Origin of the sequence: Nocardia sp. NPDC127579 (genome assembly GCF_042672005.1) — a bacterium.
Taxonomy (GTDB): domain Bacteria; phylum Actinomycetota; class Actinomycetes; order Mycobacteriales; family Mycobacteriaceae; genus Nocardia.
Window position 1 is genome coordinate 418,587 of record NZ_JBHXVZ010000005.1, and the last position, 15,692, is coordinate 434,278.

Genomic DNA, 15,692 nt, shown 5'->3' on the forward strand with positions numbered 1-15,692 from the left:
TCCACGCGAAGACCGTGGCAGCTCCACACCGAGCGCACGGAAAAGTCAGGGAGCAAATTTCCACAGGCGCTATCGGGTGTCAACGCGAGAAACCGGCACCCCGCCCACTGACCTGCGGTGGATACACGCTGGTAATCAATAATTTTCGCAGTTTCAATCCGCTCACACCCGGGTGCCCGTGACTGTGACCGGGACCTGCGCACAGGAGCGCGCGGCGGACCTCCGCAACCGCCCGGCATCCCGGGTGCGCCCGCGCCGCAGTTACTCGGTGCCGCCCAGGATGCCCAGGACCAGATCCGAGGTGTAGAAGGGCTCCAGGCGTTCGCGAATCAGCCCGGCCAGCACGCCGTTTCGCTTCGCGCCCTCGATCACGGCGGGCCCGTAGCGCAGGATTTCCTGGGCGATATCGTCGCCGGTAAGTCCGAGTTCGGGGAGCATGGCCGCGAGGGTGTAATCACCGTATTTGGTGAAGAACACCTCGACACATTCATCGAGGAGTTCGCCGAAGAATTCCTTCTCGCGGGTAGTGATCGCGATTTCGTAGCAGATCAGGACGAGCTCGTTGAGGTCTTTCTGGGTCAGGTAATCGCGCAGCCCGCTGACCGGTTCGTCGGCGTGCAGATCCCAGAATTCCATCGCCGCGGAATGTACGGGGGCATCACGCAGCATTTCCCGGATGGCATTGTTCGTGCGCTTGAGGGCGAACATGGCGCCCTTGCCCGCCAGATCACCGACGAAGGTGTTGTCGGCGACCTTCTTGGCGCGATTGGCCGCGGACTGCCCCAGCGACATGAGCGAGGAGACACCCGGAATCTTTTCCGCGCGTTCCCGATTCGCGGCCATGAAGTCGTTGATCAGCTTGTCGACGAACTTGGCGGCGACGGTGGCGACCAGCGGGCTCTCGGTGAGCCGGTCCAGGATGCGCTCCTGCGCCTGGTGCATGCCGAAGATCTTCTCCAGCAACGCTTCCACGGGTTCGCGGTCGACCACCTGGCCGAGGGTGTAGTCGTGATTCTCGGCGATGGTCTCGTAGATCTCGTCGGCGAAGACACCGGCCATATCGGCCAGCACGGGGCTGCCGCCGATCAGGTCGACGATGATCCGGACGGTTTCCTTGGCGTCGGCGATCGGCACGATGTCCCGGAAGACCAGCGTATCGGCGACCTCGAGGACGGCGGCGGTGTCGCGGGCGACGACCTCCGCGAATCGGTCACCGGTGACCTCGCCGAGCAGGAACTCCACCTGGGCGTCGAGTAGTCGGTCGGCGATCTCGCGCGGCTCGCTCATATGCTTCCTTCGTCCGGTGCGCCCGGACCGGAATCACGGAGTGTCGTTGCCGTGCACCGATTTCCGTATCCGATCCAGCCGCTCGCGCGCGGCCTTCTCGCGCGCCTCCCACTGTTCGTCGGCGCTGCGGCCCGCGGGGGTCTGCCGGTCGAGTTCGTTCATCCCCTGCGCGGTACCGAAACGCTGCTCGACCTTATCGCGAACTGACTCGAAAGTAGGGACTCCGCCGCGGGAATATCCGCCCACCTCGGATCCCACCGGATGAACCGGTACCGCCGGTACCGCTGTGGCCGCTCCGACCTGGCCCGTTACATCGCCCGGGCCATGCGCGCCGAGCGGATCGGTGGCGGGACTCACATCTGTCCCGGACGGGCTATCGCCCACGCCCGCCATTTCGTCCAGTGCCGTACGCACCGCCCAGAACGCGGGGCGATCCGCGGTGGCCGCGCGCAGCACGCGGACCAGGTCCGCGTCCGACAGCACCGCCAGCCGAGCCGAGATCTCGCTGTTCTCAGTCATGAATCCAGGCTACGCATCCTGGTCGAAAACGCCTTTCGACCAGGTCCGGATCAGATCGATCCAGTGCGCGGCCGCACCGAAGATCAGGTCGTTGTGGCCCGCACCGGGGAAGATCTCCAGTTGCTTCGGCTCCGGCGCGGCCTCGAACAGACGCCGCGCGTGCCGCAACGGGAGCAGTTCGTCCTGGTCACCGTGCATGATCAGTACCGGCACCCGTAGCGACCGGATACGCCGCAGGCTCGGATAGGCGTTCGGCACGAACGCGGCGGGCAACAGCGGATACACCGAGCGGGCCGCGTCACGAATGCCGGTGAAGGTCGACATGAGGATCAGGCCGCGCGGCGGATGCGCCGTCGCCAATTCCAGCATGACACCGCCACCGAGCGACTTCCCCAGGTACACCACATGATTCGGATCGACGCCGGGCCGATCCAGCAGCGCACGCCGCGCGGCCCGGGCGTCCCGATAGGTACCGCGCTCACTCGGCCGCCCGGTACTGCGCCCGTATCCGCGATAGTCGAAGGCCAGCACATCGAATCCGGCCTCGGTGAGCAACGCGTAGATCGGCACCCGATCCCCGATATTGCCCGCATTCCCGTGCGCGAACAGAATGTGGCCGATCGACTGTCGCGCCGGCAGCCACCAGGCATGCACCTGCTCGCCGTCGTCGGTCGGCAGGAACAGCTCCTCGTACTCCAGGCCGAGCACCGCCGGAGTCTGCGCGATCCGCCGGTCCCGCATATAGGTCAGCGCATTCAGAATCGGAGCCGCCGGATGTCGCATCCCTAGTTCATACCCGCTGTATCACGCAGACCGAAACCCACCGGTCGGCCAGGCTCACTCCTGGCGCATGATGTTCGAATTCTGCCGGGGCGTCGAACAACTGGCGCCGACACCGGCGATGACGCGGAGCAGCAGAGTGCGCAGGCGAATGACCTCCGGGGCCTGAGTCCGCGCAACAGTGGTGACTTCGTAACCGTCAGTTGTTCAGTTGCTCGCGAATGAACTCGGCTGCCTGATCACGGGTGCCATTGGCGAAATAGGCGATGTGGGCGTAGGTCATGGCGTTCGCGAATCCGACCGCCGGGTTGCCGCCCTGGCAGACGCGGTCGCCCGCGTTGCAGTAGTCGCGCAGGCGATCGGCGAACTGGGCGAGCGCGCCGGTGGGGAGAGCGCCGGTGCCGGACAGAGCGGGATCGAAGGTGCCGCGATTGTAGGGTTCGACGCCGTTGAACAGGGGGCTGCCGAAGAGAGCGATGGCGGTGATCCGTGCGGCCACGTCCGCCGACAGGCCGGTCCGCGCGCTGAGAGTGTTACCGATGACGCGTGCGCCCTGCGAGTAGCCGAGCAGGACCAAGCGCTGGTCGGGGCAGTCGGCGGCAGCCGAATTCAGCAGGGCCGTCAGCGATTCGACACCACGGCCCGCGCTGTCGGGCGCCGTCGAGGCGGGATACTCGAGCTCGGCCACACTCATCCGCCGCCCCGCCTCCGCGGCGATCCGCCTGCCCAGCGGCGTCAACAGCAAACTCCCGACCTGCGGTTCCAACGTCCCCCGCACGGTGACAACCCGTACGTCCGCACACCCACCCGCCTCGACCGGATCAGCCGCCGCCGGCGCAACCGGCAGCCCCAGCACCACCGCGACCAGCACCACACGAAGCAACAGAGATCGTCTACGCATCAACCCACTGTATTGCCCCCGGCGGCAAATCTGCTCCCTCAGAAGCCTCGCCGGTGGATGTGCCTGATCAACCATCGAGCATTCCGCTGGGTCGGATTGCCACGTCAGCCCGATCCCTGATACGACCGAGACCCCTGTGGTGGCACAGGGGTCTCGGAATCTCGAAGGACTAGCCGCGCAGAACCGCGCCCACCGACGAGGCCGCCGCGGCGACGGCGGCGTCGCGGGCGGCCGAGGCTTCGTCCTCGGTGAGGGTGCGGTCGGGGGCACGGAAACGGAGGGCGTAGGTCAGTGACTTGCGGCCCGCACCGGCTTGGGCGCCCTCGTAGACATCGAACAGTGCGATGTCCTCGAGCAGGTCGCCGCCACCGGCACGCAAAGCCTCCTGCACCGCCGCGGCGGGGACGGTGCGTTCCACGCTCACCGACACGTCCTGCAGGACCGCCGGGAACGCGGAAACCGCCGGCACCGGACGGTTTTCGCGCAGCGGCAGCGCGTCGAGATCCAGTTCCACGGCGCAGGTGCGCTTGGGCAGACCGGAACGCTCGAGCACCGCCGGATGCAGTTCACCGGCATGACCGACCACGACACCGTCGACCAGCAGCTCGGCACAGCGGCCCGGATGCCACGGCAGGTAGGCCGCCGCACGGCGCTCGAGCACCACGCCGGCAGCGGCGGCCACGGCATCGGCCAGCGCGAACGCGTCCGCCGCCTCGGCCGGACGACCCTGCCCCCACGGTCCGCGCGGCTCCCGGCGCCCGGTCAGCACCGCGGCGACATGCACCGGCTGCGACGGCAGCGACTCGTTCAACTCCGCGACCTGCTCATCGGTCGGGCGGCGATCCACCGGCAGCGCGTCGATCGCCCGGGTCCGATCCCCCGGCCGCACGACCTGCGCCATCGCATAGACGGCGAGATCTCGTGCGCCACGGGAGATATTGCGACCCGCGACCTCCAGCAGACCCGGCAGCAGCGTGGTCGGCAGGTCGGCGCGCTCCACGTCCAGCGGGTTGAGCACCTTCATGGTGTGGCGGCGCGGATCGTCGGCGGCCAGACCCCACACGTCGAAGACGCCACCCGCGAGGAACACCGGCGAAGGCACCTCGACGGCGCCCGCGAAGGCCAGCGCCCGGCTGACCGCACGCCGCCGCCGCTGAGCCGCGGTGAGCCCACGCCCGGCCGGGGCCGTGGGCAGCACGGACGGGATCTGGTCCAGACCCTCCAACCGCAGCACCTCCTCGACCAGGTCGGCGGGCTGGGTCAGGTCGGGCCGCCAGCTCGGCGGGGTGACGATCAGCTGTCCGTGCCCGGCATCGCTGACCCCCACCTCGACCTGGCAGCCGACCTGCGCGAGGCGGCGCGCCGCGGTGCCGGTCGGATACGTGATGCCCGCGGTGCGATCGGGCAGATCGATGTTCATGCGGATCGGCGCGGCGGAGGGCACCGGAATACGCACGTCGGTCACCACGGATTCCACCGTGCCACCGGCGATTTCGACCAGCAGGGCGGCGGCGCGGTCCAGTGCGGCCAGGTTCACCTCGGGGTCGACCACCCGCTCGAACCGCTTGGCCGCCTCGGAGGGCAGCTTGTGCCGGCGGACCGTGCGCGCGATCGCGACCGGGTTCCAGGTCGCGGCCTCGAGCAGGATATCGGTGGAGGACGCGGTCACCTCGGTGCTGGCGCCACCCATGGTGCCTGCCAGCGAGATGACGCCCGAGTCGTCGGCGATCACCACGTCCTCGGCGTCCAGCACGCGTTCGGCATCGTCGAGAGTGCGCAGTGTCTCGCCTCGGTTGGCCCGGCGAACCACCAACGCGCCGTTGACCTTCGACGCGTCGAAAGCATGCAGCGGCTGACCGAGTTCCAGCATCACGTAGTTGGTGACATCGACCGCCGGGGAGATCGGCCGCACACCGGCCAGCAGCAGCCGCCGCTGCAACCACCACGGGCTGATGGCGGCCGGATCGATACCGGTCACCCGGCGCAGCGCGAACCGGGTGCACAGCGACTCGGGCTCCAGCTTCACCGCCCAGGTCTCCTCCGGGGCGTCGGGCAGGGTTCGCACCGCGGGGTCCGCGTATTCCAGGTCGTAGCCGCACGCCACCTCGCGCGCCAGACCGCGCACCGAGAACGCGTACCCGCGGTCCGGCGTGATCGCCAGCTCGATCACCGAATCGCCCAGGCCGAGCAGCTCGTTGGCGTCCGCGCCGGGTTCGGCGGTGCCGGGGCGCAGCACCAGGATGCCGTTGCTCTCCTTACCGATGCCGAGTTCGGCCAGCGAGCAGATCATGCCGTTGGAGACGTGGCCGTAGGTCTTGCGCGAGGAGATCTCGAAACCGCCGGGCAGCACGCCACCGGGCAGCACCACGACCACCAGGTCGCCGACCGCGAAGTTCGTCGCGCCGCAGACGATCTCCTGCGCATGGTCGGGGATCCCGATGTCGACCCGGCAGAACCGGATCGGCTTCTTGAACTCGGTCAGCTCGGTGATCTCGGCGACCCGGCCGACCACCAGGAACGGCCCCGCTCCGGAACCGGTGATCGGTTCCAGCGTGTCGACCTCCTCGACCTCCAGGCCGACCCGCACGAACGCGGCGTCGAGCTCCTCCGGCGTCACCGCCCAGTCCGGGGTGGTGCGCCGCAGGATTTCGGTGAGCCAGGACTGCGCTACTCGCACGGGTTGATTCGCTTCCTCGATCGATGATGGTCAGGACTGGATGCCGAACGGCAGGGTGAATCGCACGTCACCCTCGATGATGTCGCGCATATCGGGCAGGCCGTTCTTGAACTGCAGGGTGCGTTCCATGCCCATGCCGAAGGCGAACCCGCTGTACACCTCGGGGTCGATGCCGCTGGCGACGAGCACCTTCGGGTTCACCATGCCGCAGCCGCCCCACTCGACCCAGCCCGCGCCGCCCTTCTTGTCCGGGAACCACACGTCGACCTCGGCCGAGGGTTCGGTGAACGGGAAGAAGCTGGGCCGCATGCGGGTGGTCGACTCGGGGCCGAACAGCGCGCGGGCCAGCAGATCCAGGGTGCCCTTGAGGTGGGCCATGGTCAGGCCCTTGTCCACCGCGAGGCCCTCGATCTGCGAGAACACCGGCGAGTGGGTGGCGTCGAGTTCGTCGGTGCGGAAGGTGCGGCCGGGACAGGCGACGTAGATCGGCAGCTCGCGGGTCAGCATGGAACGCACCTGCACCGGCGAGGTGTGGGTGCGCAGCACCTGCCGCGACGACTCGGGCGCGATATAGAAGGTGTCCTGCATGGCGCGCGCCGGATGATCCGGCGGGAAGTTCAGCGCGTCGAAGTTGAAGTGCTCGGTCTCGACCTCGGGCCCCTCGGCGATCTCCCAGCCCATGGCCACGAACACGTCGGCGATCTGCTCGGAGATGACGGTGATCGGATGACGCGCGCCGGCCGCGGTGCGGGTCGCGGGCAGGGTGACGTCGAGCGCCTCGGCTACCAGCACGGCGGCGTCGCGTTCGGCCTGCAGTTCCTGCTGGCGGGTCTCGAATGCCTGCGAGACCCGCTGCCGCGCCACGTTCACGCGCTTGCCCGCGTCGGCCTTCTCTTCCTTGGGCAGGGTGCCCAGGGACCGCTGCGCCAGCGCGATCGGCGACTTGCCACCCATGAACTCGGTCTTGGCGACCGCGAGCGCATCCAGATCGGCGGCGGCCGCGAACGCCTTCTCGGCCTCGGCCGCGGCGGCCGCGAGGACCTCCTCGGACAGCGCGATGCCGGTCTGCTCGACTGCGTCGTTGTCGGCCACGATGGTTCGACTCTCCCCTGGGGATCGGCTTGCGTATGGGACAGCAATCGCCCCGGCTGATCGCCGAGCCACATTGCTGCTGGTCGCAATCGTATTCGATGGGTCGAGCGCTTTTCCTATCGGCCTGATCAGCAGGGGTCCGGGGAATCCCGGATGTCGCTCCAGATCTCGGCTGCCCAGGGGGCCGGGATGGCGTCGTGGCCGACGACGCGCATGGCGCTCATGATGGTGAGCAGCATGCCGGTGGCCACGAAGCGGCGGGCGTCGGTGACCGACGCTCCGGTGAGTTCCCGGACCACGGTGTAGATCCGGCCGAAACCGGCGCGCACGGCGTCGCCGATCATCGGGTCGCCGCTGGCGGTGAAACCGTGCAGCATGCCCAGTGGCGGTTCGCGTTCGTCGAGGAAGGTGTCGTAGGCCTTGCCGAGCGCACGCAGGGCTTCGGCCGGCTCGGTGCCGGGTTCGAGGTCGGCGACGGCCTCGCGGAAGATCTCCTCGATCCGCCCGCAGACCTGGCCGATCACCGCGATGAACAGCTGCTGCTTGGTGCCGAAGAGCCGGATCACATACGGCTGGGACACTCCGGCACGGCGCGCGATCTCGTCGGTTTTCGTTGCGGCATAACCGTTTTCCGCGAAGGCGGAGACGGCCGCGGCCAGCACTTCGGCGCGCCGATCGGTCGCGGTCTTGCGGGTCCTCACAGGGCTCCTTTCGCGGGGCATTGACATGTTATCAGCCGATGCATACGCTTCGAGCGCATTAGTTATCAGTCAATTACAAATAAGGCTGGACATGACCGAGACCCTCGCGCACGCCTCCGCACCGACGGACGCGCCGCCCCGCCCCCGCCCGATCGCCGCGGTACTCGCCGCCGTCGGCATCCCCATGTTCATGGTGGTCCTCGACAACCTCGTGGTGACCAACGCGCTGCCGGTGATCCGTACCGAACTCGGCGCCTCGCTCACCGACCTGCAATGGATCGTCAACGCCTACACCCTCGCCTTCGCCTCGCTGCTGCTCACCGCCGCCGCCATCGGCGACCGGCTCGGCCGCCGCCGCGTGTTCCTCGGCGGCATCGCCCTGTTCACCGCGGCGTCCGCCGCCTGCGCGCTGGCCACCGAACCCTGGATGCTGATCCTGGCCCGGGCGATCCAGGGCATCGGCGCGGCCGGAGTGCTGCCGCTGTCACTGACCCTGCTGTCGGTGGCGGTGCCGGAACGGATGCGCAGCGCGGCGATCGGCGTCTGGGGTGGCATCACCGGCCTCGGTGTCGCGGTCGGGCCGCTGGTCGGCGGCGCGGTCGTCGAAGGGCTGAACTGGCAGTGGATCTTCTGGCTGAACGTGCCTATCGGCATTCTCGCGATCCCATTCGTGGCCCGCACCCTGCCCGAATCCTTCGGCGGCACACGCAAACTCGACCCGCTCGGGCTGGCGCTGGCCGCCGGTGGCGTGCTCGCCGTGGTCTGGGGCGTGGTGCACGGCGCCGACGACGGCTGGACCTCCGGCACGGTGCTCGGTGCGCTGATCACCGGCGGTGTCCTGCTGGCGGCCATGATCGCGTGGGAACTGAAGACGCCGGACCCCATGCTGCCGCTGCGGCTGTTCCGCTCCCGCGCGTTCACCCTCTCCAACACCACCGGCTTCACCTTCTCGGTCGGTGTCTTCGGCACGATCTTCCTGCTGTCCCAGTATTTCCAGGTGGTACAGGGCTATTCGCCGCTCGAGTCGGGGATTCGCACGATGCCCTGGACCATGGCCCCGATGCTGGTCGCGCCGATCGCCGGACTCGTCGTAGACCGGGTCGGAGCCCGGAACCTGCTCGCGCTCGGCCAGTTCCTGCTGGTCGGCGCCCTGGCCTGGATGGCGGCGATCATCACCGTCGATGTCGCCTACTCCTCGTTCGTCGGCCCGTTCCTGCTCGGCGGCATCGGCATGGGCCTGACCTTCGCACCCAGCGCCACCGTGGTCATGGGCAGCGCCGAGCCCGACGAGCAGGCCATGGCCTCGGGCACCAACAGCACCGTGCGCGAGGTCGGCGTCGCCATGGGCGTCGCCATCCTGGCCTCGGTCTTCGCCTCACACGGTTCTTATTTCGACCCGCAATCCTTCGTCGACGGCCTGGTCCCGGCCGTATGGGTCGGCGCGACCATCGTCCTGATCGGCGCGACGGTCTCCCTGTTCGTCCCCCGGGTGATCACCCCCGGGCGATGACCCGGTAGCGGGAATCCACGGCAGGCCCGGCCCGGGTAATTCGGGCCGGCCTTGTCGTCTGCGCTGCCGCCCAGCGGCGGCGGCTCTACCGTCGAGACCGACTCGGGCGCAGGCTATTTCGCGTAGCGGATACGGGAGTTGCCGTAGAGGCAGATAGCGGCGGCGGCGGCCAGGTTGAGGCTTTCCGCGCGGCCGTGGATGGGGATGCGGATGCGGTGGGTGGCGCGGGCGACAACCGCGCGATCTAGGCCGTGCGCCTCGTTGCCGAAGAGCCAGGCGACCGGCCCGCCCAGTATCTCGTCGGCGTCGTCGAGGTCGACCTCGCCGCGAGCGGTGGTGGCGAGCAGGGCGATCCCCGCGTCCTCCAGGGCGGTCAGTGCGGCGTCGATATCGCGGGCGCGGGCGATCGGAACGTGGAAAAGGCTTCCGGCGCAGGCACGCACGGTCTTGCCATTGTGCGGGTCCACCGAATCACCGGCCAGCACCACGCCGTCGGCGCCGACCGCATCGGCCACGCGAATTAGCGTGCCCGCATTGCCGGGATCGCTGATCTCGACCGGCACGGCCAGCACGCGCGGCGACGCGTCGAGGATGTCGGTCAACGGCACGTCCACCTGACGGCAGACCGCGACCAGCCCCGGCGGGGTGACGGTCTCCCCCAGCATCTCGGCGGCGCGATCGCTGACCAGCGTGGTCCGCACACCCCGCGCGGCGGCACCGGCGACCAGTTCGTGTTCGCGCTCAGCGGCTTTCGAGGAGAAGAACAGCTCCTGCACTCGACCGGTGTCCAGCGCCGATTCGACCGAATTGGCGCCCTCGGCGAGGAACAGCCCGCTCTTGCGCCGAGCCTGCGCCCGATGCAGCTTCACGAAAGAAACGACCCGTGGATTGCGCTCGGAGAGCGCGTCCACGGGTCGTTCCGAAGTATCGGTCAAGCTCAGGCAGCCGGAGCGTTGACATCGGCGGGCAGCGCCGCCTTGGCGACCGCGACCAGACCGGCGAAAGCGGCGGCGTCGGAGACGGCGAGCTCGGCCAGGATCTTGCGGTCCACCTCGACACCCGCGGCCTTCAGGCCCTGGATGAAGCGGTTGTAGGTGATGTCGTTGATGCGCGCCGCGGCGTTGATGCGGGCGATCCACAGCTTGCGGAAGTCACCCTTGCGCGCCCGGCGGTCCCGGTAGGCGTAGGTGAGCGAGTGCAGCTGCTGTTCCTTGGCCTTGCGGTACAACCGCGAACGCTGGCCCCGGTAGCCCTTCGAGGCCTCGAGGATCGAACGGCGCTTCTTCTGAGCGTTGACGGCCCTTTTGACGCGTGCCACTGGTCAGTCCTTTTGGAGATAGGGGGCGCGGTGCGGCGCGCCCGATTGGTCGGTGTCGGCGTCCGGAATTCCGGATCGCGCGGGGATCGCTGACTCAGGCCTCAGAGGCCGAGCAGCCTCTTGACGCGAGGGACGTCGACGGCCGCGACCGCCTCGGTGCCATCCAGACGACGAGTCCGGCGGGACGACTTGTGCTCGAGCAGGTGGCGACGGTTCGCCTGCTGACGCAGCAGCTTGCCGCGGCCCGAAACCTTGAATCGCTTCGAGGCGCCGCTGTGGCTCTTCATCTTCGGCATGGATTCCTCTATCTGTCTCGTGCCGGTGACCCTTCCGGGCCACCGGTTCTGATCGGTGTTACTGCGGGGCGGGCGGCTGGGCCTGCCCCGCGGCCGGTGCTTCCCCGGCCGGTGCGGCGCTCGGCGTGGCCGGCCGTGGGGCCGACTCCTGCTGCGCCTTCACCCGCGTCTTCGCACCCTTGTGCGGGGCGAGGACCATGGTCATATTGCGACCGTCCTGCTTGGCGGAGGTCTCGACGAAACCCAGCTCGGCCACGTCGGAGGCCAGGCGCTGCAACAACCGGAAACCCAGTTCCGGACGCGACTGCTCGCGGCCGCGGAACATGATCGTCACCTTGACCTTCGACCCGGCTTCGAGGAAGCGAACCACGTTGCGCTTCTTGGTCTCGTAGTCGTGATCGTCGATCTTGGGACGGAGCTTCTGCTCCTTGATCACGGTCTGTACTTGGTTCTTCCGAGACTCGCGCGCCTTCTGCGCCGTCTCGTACTTGAACTTGCCGTAGTCCATGATCTTGCAGACCGGCGGACGGGCATCCGGGGCCACCTCGACCAGGTCGAGGTCGGCTTCGAGGGCGACGCGTAGTGCATCTTCAACACGCACGATCCCAACCTGCTCGCCGCTGGGTCCGATGAGCCGAACCTCGGGAACACGGATGCGATCGTTGATGCGGGTCTCAGTGCTGATGGGGCCTCCTAGGTCAAGCGGTGTCGTCCGACGACCGCACGCAATAACTGCAACCCCTTGCTCAACACAAAGGCCCCGGTACGGTATTTCTACCGCGACGGGGCCCGAGTCGACCGGTCTTCGGACGCGCACGAATGGCGTCTACCCCGCGCGAGACATGCTCCACACAGGAACCCCGCTGTCATGGCGGGGCGACCGGACCGCTGACCCTGCGCGGGTAACGGTGGGAGTCGGGCTCCACTTATCTGCCTCGGCTGTTCTCACACAGAAGAACGACCGAGGCGGTCGTCAGCGGAAAGTCTAGCATTGCCGAACGCTATAGCCGAAATCGAGTCCGATCCCCCGCTCGACAGCGCGGCCGGGCCGCCGCCTAGCCTTTCACACATGACCGAACAGTCCGATCTCTCCGTACGCGAACTCGCCGACGTCCCCGCGGTGGAGGTGATCAGCCGCGCCGCCGTCATGCTGATGAGCTCGGCCGCGGAGAAGCTCGGGCTGGCGGATCCGGATCCGGAGAACAGCCCGCGCCGCGATCTGGACGAGGCGCGCCGGGTGATCACGGCGCTGGCCGGACTGGTCACGTCGTCGGTGGAATATCTGGGCCCGCACGCCGGCCCGATCCGCGACGGGCTGCAGTCCCTGCAGCGCGCGTTCCGCGAAGCATCGGCGCATCCGGACGAGCCCGGCAAGGGCCCGGGCGAGAAGTACACCGGCCCCGTGTACTGAAACCGAAAACGGGACCGGCCTGGCGCCGATCCCGTTTCCATGACCGTGCGTACTCAGCGCAGGGCGGCCGCCTTGCGGGCCAAGCGCTTCGCCGTCTGCTCCGGCGTCTTCTTCGCCGGTTCCTTGGCGGCGGACTTCTTGGCCGCGGCCTTCTTCGCGGGCGCTTTCCTGGCCGGAGCCTTCGCGGCGGGCGCATCGAGCACTTCCTTCAGGAACTGCCCGGTGTAGCTGCCGGATACGGCCGCCACATCCTCCGGGGTGCCCTCGGCGACCACGGTGCCGCCACCGGAACCACCCTCGGGGCCCATATCGATGACCCAGTCCGAGGTCTTGATGACATCGAGATTGTGCTCGATCACGATCACCGTATTGCCCTTGTCGACCAAGCCGTTGATCACCTTCAGCAGCTTGCGGATGTCCTCGAAGTGCAGGCCCGTGGTCGGCTCGTCCAGGATGTAGACGGTGCGACCGGTCGACCGCTTCTGCAACTCCGCCGACAGCTTCACCCGCTGCGCCTCACCGCCGGACAGCGTCGGCGCACTCTGCCCCAGCCGCACATAACCCAGGCCGACATCGACCAACGTCTTCAGGTAGCGGTGGATCGAGGTGATCGGCTCGAAGAACTCCGCGCCCTCCTCGATCGACATGTCCAGCACCTCGGCGATGGTCTTGCCCTTGTAGTGCACCTCGAGCGTTTCGCGGTTGTAGCGCGCGCCGTGGCACACCTCGCACGGCACATACACATCCGGCAGGAAGTTCATCTCGATCTTCAAAGTGCCGTCACCGGAACAGGCTTCGCAGCGACCGCCCTTGACATTGAACGAGAACCGGCCCGGCTGGTAGCCGCGCACCTTGGCCTCGGTGGTTGCCGCGAACAGGGTGCGGATCTTGTCGAACACGCCGGTGTAGGTGGCCGGGTTCGAGCGCGGAGTGCGGCCGATCGGCGACTGATCCACCTGCACCAGCTTGTCCAGGTGATCCAGGCCCTTGATCCGCAGATGCCGCCCGGGCACCTGACGCGCACCGTTCAGCTTGTTCGCCAGCACCGTCGCCAGGATGTCGTTGACCAGGGTCGACTTACCCGAACCGGAGACGCCGGTGACCGACGTGAGCACGCCCAGCGGGAAATTCACGTCGACGCCGCGCAGATTGTGCTCGTTCGCGCCGACCACGGTGAGCTGACGCTTCTTGTCGATCGGGCGCCGGACCATCGGCACCTCGATCCGCTCCCGGCCCGACAGGTAGGCGCCGGTCAGCGAATTCGGATCGGTGAGCAGCTCCTGGTACGGGCCGCTGTGCACCACCCGGCCGCCGTGCTCGCCGGCGAGCGGTCCGATGTCGACCACCCAGTCCGAGGCTCGGATGGTGTCCTCGTCGTGCTCGACCACGATCAGCGTATTGCCGAGATTGCGCAGGCGGGTCAGGGTCTCGATCAGGCGGCGGTTGTCGCGCTGATGCAGGCCGATGGACGGCTCGTCGAGCACGTACAGCACGCCGACCAGACCGGAGCCGATCTGGGTGGCCAGGCGGATACGCTGGGCCTCACCGCCGGACAGGGTCGCCGCGGCCCGCGACAGCGTCAGATACTCCAGGCCGACATCGAGCAGGAAGCCGAGCCGCGCCTGCACCTCCTTGAGTACCTGGCCGGCGATCGCGGCCTCGCGCTCCCCCAGCGTCAGCGCGTTCAGGAAGTGCGAGCAGTCACCGATGGACAGATCGCTGACCTCGGCGATGGACTTGCGTTCACCGGCCGCGTCGAGGGTGACGGCGAGGATCTCCGGGCGCAGCCGGGCACCGGCACAGACCGGGCACGCCACATCGCGCATGTACCCGTCGTAGTGCTCCTTCATCTGCTCGGACTCGGTGTTCTCCATGCGCCGCTGCAGGAACGGCATCACGCCCTCGAAATCGGCGTAGTAGGACCGTTTCCGGCCGTAGCGGTTGGTGTAGGAGACATGCACCTGATCGGAGCTGCCCTCCAGCACCGCCTTGCGCGCCTTGGGCGGCAGGTCCTGCCACGGGGTGTCCATGGCGAAGCCGATCGATTCGGCCAGGCCCGACAGCAGCCGGTTGAAGTACTCGGCGGTCTGCCCGCGCGACCACGGCGCGATCGCCCCGTCGGCCAGGCTCAGTTCCGGATCGGGCACCACCAGTTCCGGATCGACCTCCTTGCGAATGCCGAGGCCGGTGCAGTCGGGGCAGGCGCCGTAGGGCGAGTTGAACGAGAACGAGCGCGGTTCGAGATCCTCGATATCGAGCGGATGCCCGTTCGGGCAGGCCAGCCGCTCGGAGAAACGCCGCTCCCGATCGTGCGCGTGCTCGTCGCGATCGACGAAGTCGAGCACGACGATGCCGTCGGCCAGGCGCAGCGCCGTCTCGATCGAATCGGTCAGGCGCTGTTTGGAACTCGGCTTGACTGCGAGCCGGTCGACGACCACCTCGACATCGTGCTTCTCCTGTTTCTTCAGCTTCGGCGGATCGGTGAGCGGATAGACCACCCCGTCCACGCGAACGCGCGAATAGCCCTGTCCGTTCAGCGATTCGAAGAGATCGACGAACTCGCCCTTGCGGGTGCGCACCACCGGCGCGAGCACCTGGAATTTGAGGCCCTCGTCCATGGCCAGCACCTGGTCGACGATCTGCTGCGGCGTCTGCCGGGCGATCAGCTCACCACAGGTCGGGCAGTGCGGGGTACCGGCGCGCGCGTAGAGCAGCCGCAGATAGTCGTAGACCTCGGTGATGGTGCCGACGGTCGAACGCGGGTTGCGGTTGGTCGACTTCTGATCGATCGAGACCGCAGGCGAGAGGCCCTCGATGAAATCGACATCCGGCTTGTCCATCTGACCGAGGAACTGGCGCGCGTAGGCCGACAGCGACTCGACATAGCGCCGCTGGCCCTCGGCGAAGATCGTGTCGAAGGCAAGACTGGACTTGCCCGAACCGGAAAGGCCCGTGAACACGATGAGACTGTCGCGGGGCAGATCGAGGTCGACCCCCTTGAGGTTGTGCTCCCGAGCTCCGCGCACAGTGAGGCGTTCCGCCACCAGGTGAGTCCCTTCTCGAACGTGTCGGCGTGTCAGCTTGTCGATACCCGGCCTCTGGAAGAGCCCGGACGTACCCCCGCCGTCATGCTAGGCCGACCCACCGACAAGTTTTGCCGAGCGACCACCTCGCCCGCGTGACCTCCCCTTTTCAACAGG

General features: G+C 68.0%; 14 protein-coding genes. 2 read left to right on the top strand and 12 right to left on the bottom strand.

The window, feature by feature from the left end; genetic code table 11:
• Positions 1 to 261 precede the first annotated feature (261 nt).
• The 7 genes from ACFVMC_RS20075 to ACFVMC_RS20105 form a co-directional block, all read right to left on the bottom strand.
• Entirely contained in the window at positions 262 to 1,287 is a 1,026-nt protein-coding gene (locus ACFVMC_RS20075; RefSeq protein ID WP_379212232.1) for a hypothetical protein, read from the bottom strand.
• Positions 1,288 to 1,320: 33 nt separating this feature from the next.
• On the bottom strand, positions 1,321 to 1,806 hold the full coding sequence (locus ACFVMC_RS20080; protein ID WP_379212233.1) for a hypothetical protein: 486 nt from the start codon (positions 1,804 to 1,806) through the stop codon (positions 1,321 to 1,323).
• 9 nt (positions 1,807 to 1,815) lie between these two features.
• Entirely contained in the window at positions 1,816 to 2,589 is a 774-nt protein-coding gene (locus ACFVMC_RS20085; protein WP_379212235.1) for an alpha/beta hydrolase, read from the bottom strand.
• Positions 2,590 to 2,785: 196 nt separating this feature from the next.
• A complete protein-coding gene (locus ACFVMC_RS20090) occupies positions 2,786 to 3,487 on the bottom strand; it encodes a cutinase family protein (RefSeq protein ID WP_379212236.1) in 702 nt (233 codons plus the stop codon).
• 169 nt (positions 3,488 to 3,656) lie between these two features.
• Entirely contained in the window at positions 3,657 to 6,164 is a 2,508-nt protein-coding gene (gene pheT / locus ACFVMC_RS20095) for a phenylalanine--tRNA ligase subunit beta (RefSeq protein WP_379212238.1), read from the bottom strand.
• Positions 6,165 to 6,194: 30 nt separating this feature from the next.
• Positions 6,195 to 7,259, bottom strand: coding sequence for a phenylalanine--tRNA ligase subunit alpha (pheS, locus tag ACFVMC_RS20100; RefSeq protein WP_379212446.1), 1,065 nt, complete (start codon positions 7,257 to 7,259; stop codon positions 6,195 to 6,197).
• A 125-nt stretch (positions 7,260 to 7,384) separates the two neighbouring features.
• Entirely contained in the window at positions 7,385 to 7,957 is a 573-nt protein-coding gene (locus ACFVMC_RS20105) for a TetR/AcrR family transcriptional regulator (protein ID WP_379212240.1), read from the bottom strand.
• A gap of 91 nt (positions 7,958 to 8,048) precedes the next feature.
• Here ACFVMC_RS20105 and ACFVMC_RS20110 point away from each other — a divergent pair, with 91 nt between their 5' ends.
• The gene (locus ACFVMC_RS20110; RefSeq protein ID WP_379212242.1) at positions 8,049 to 9,467 is read left to right on the top strand and encodes an MFS transporter; all 1,419 of its coding nucleotides are present in this window, start codon (positions 8,049 to 8,051) and stop codon (positions 9,465 to 9,467) included.
• 113 nt (positions 9,468 to 9,580) lie between these two features.
• Here the strand turns inward: ACFVMC_RS20110 and ACFVMC_RS20115 are convergent, their stop codons facing one another.
• From ACFVMC_RS20115 to infC, 4 genes are all read right to left on the bottom strand, one after another.
• Entirely contained in the window at positions 9,581 to 10,378 is a 798-nt protein-coding gene (locus tag ACFVMC_RS20115) for a TrmH family RNA methyltransferase (RefSeq protein ID WP_379212244.1), read from the bottom strand.
• 26 nt (positions 10,379 to 10,404) lie between these two features.
• A complete protein-coding gene (rplT, locus tag ACFVMC_RS20120; RefSeq protein ID WP_379212246.1) occupies positions 10,405 to 10,785 on the bottom strand; it encodes a 50S ribosomal protein L20 in 381 nt (126 codons plus the stop codon).
• A gap of 101 nt (positions 10,786 to 10,886) precedes the next feature.
• Positions 10,887 to 11,081, bottom strand: a complete 195-nt coding sequence (gene rpmI / locus ACFVMC_RS20125; protein ID WP_379212247.1) for a 50S ribosomal protein L35 — start codon at positions 11,079 to 11,081, stop codon at positions 10,887 to 10,889.
• Between the two features lie 58 nt (positions 11,082 to 11,139).
• The gene (gene infC, locus ACFVMC_RS20130; RefSeq protein ID WP_379212448.1) at positions 11,140 to 11,811 is read right to left on the bottom strand and encodes a translation initiation factor IF-3; all 672 of its coding nucleotides are present in this window, start codon (positions 11,809 to 11,811) and stop codon (positions 11,140 to 11,142) included.
• A gap of 339 nt (positions 11,812 to 12,150) precedes the next feature.
• On the opposite strand from infC, the gene ACFVMC_RS20135 reads away from it, so the two are divergent.
• Positions 12,151 to 12,492, top strand: a complete 342-nt coding sequence (locus tag ACFVMC_RS20135; protein ID WP_379212249.1) for a DUF1844 domain-containing protein — start codon at positions 12,151 to 12,153, stop codon at positions 12,490 to 12,492.
• A 53-nt stretch (positions 12,493 to 12,545) separates the two neighbouring features.
• On the opposite strand, the gene uvrA is transcribed toward ACFVMC_RS20135, so the two are convergent.
• Positions 12,546 to 15,536, bottom strand: a complete 2,991-nt coding sequence (uvrA, locus tag ACFVMC_RS20140; protein WP_379212250.1) for an excinuclease ABC subunit UvrA — start codon at positions 15,534 to 15,536, stop codon at positions 12,546 to 12,548.
• Positions 15,537 to 15,692 lie beyond the last annotated feature (156 nt).

Excerpts from the sequence above, each read along its gene's own strand:
- ACFVMC_RS20075 (WP_379212232.1), bottom strand. The coding sequence starts at position 1,287 with ATGAGCGAGCCGCGCGAGATCGCCGACCGACTACTCGACGCCCAGGTG.
- ACFVMC_RS20080 (WP_379212233.1), bottom strand. The coding sequence starts at position 1,806 with ATGACTGAGAACAGCGAGATCTCGGCTCGGCTGGCGGTGCTGTCGGAC.
- ACFVMC_RS20085 (WP_379212235.1), bottom strand. The coding sequence starts at position 2,589 with ATGCGACATCCGGCGGCTCCGATTCTGAATGCGCTGACCTATATGCGG.
- ACFVMC_RS20090 (WP_379212236.1), bottom strand. The coding sequence starts at position 3,487 with ATGCGTAGACGATCTCTGTTGCTTCGTGTGGTGCTGGTCGCGGTGGTG.
- ACFVMC_RS20110 (WP_379212242.1), top strand. The coding sequence starts at position 8,049 with ATGACCGAGACCCTCGCGCACGCCTCCGCACCGACGGACGCGCCGCCC.
- rpmI (WP_379212247.1), bottom strand. The coding sequence starts at position 11,081 with ATGCCGAAGATGAAGAGCCACAGCGGCGCCTCGAAGCGATTCAAGGTT.
- ACFVMC_RS20135 (WP_379212249.1), top strand. The coding sequence starts at position 12,151 with ATGACCGAACAGTCCGATCTCTCCGTACGCGAACTCGCCGACGTCCCC.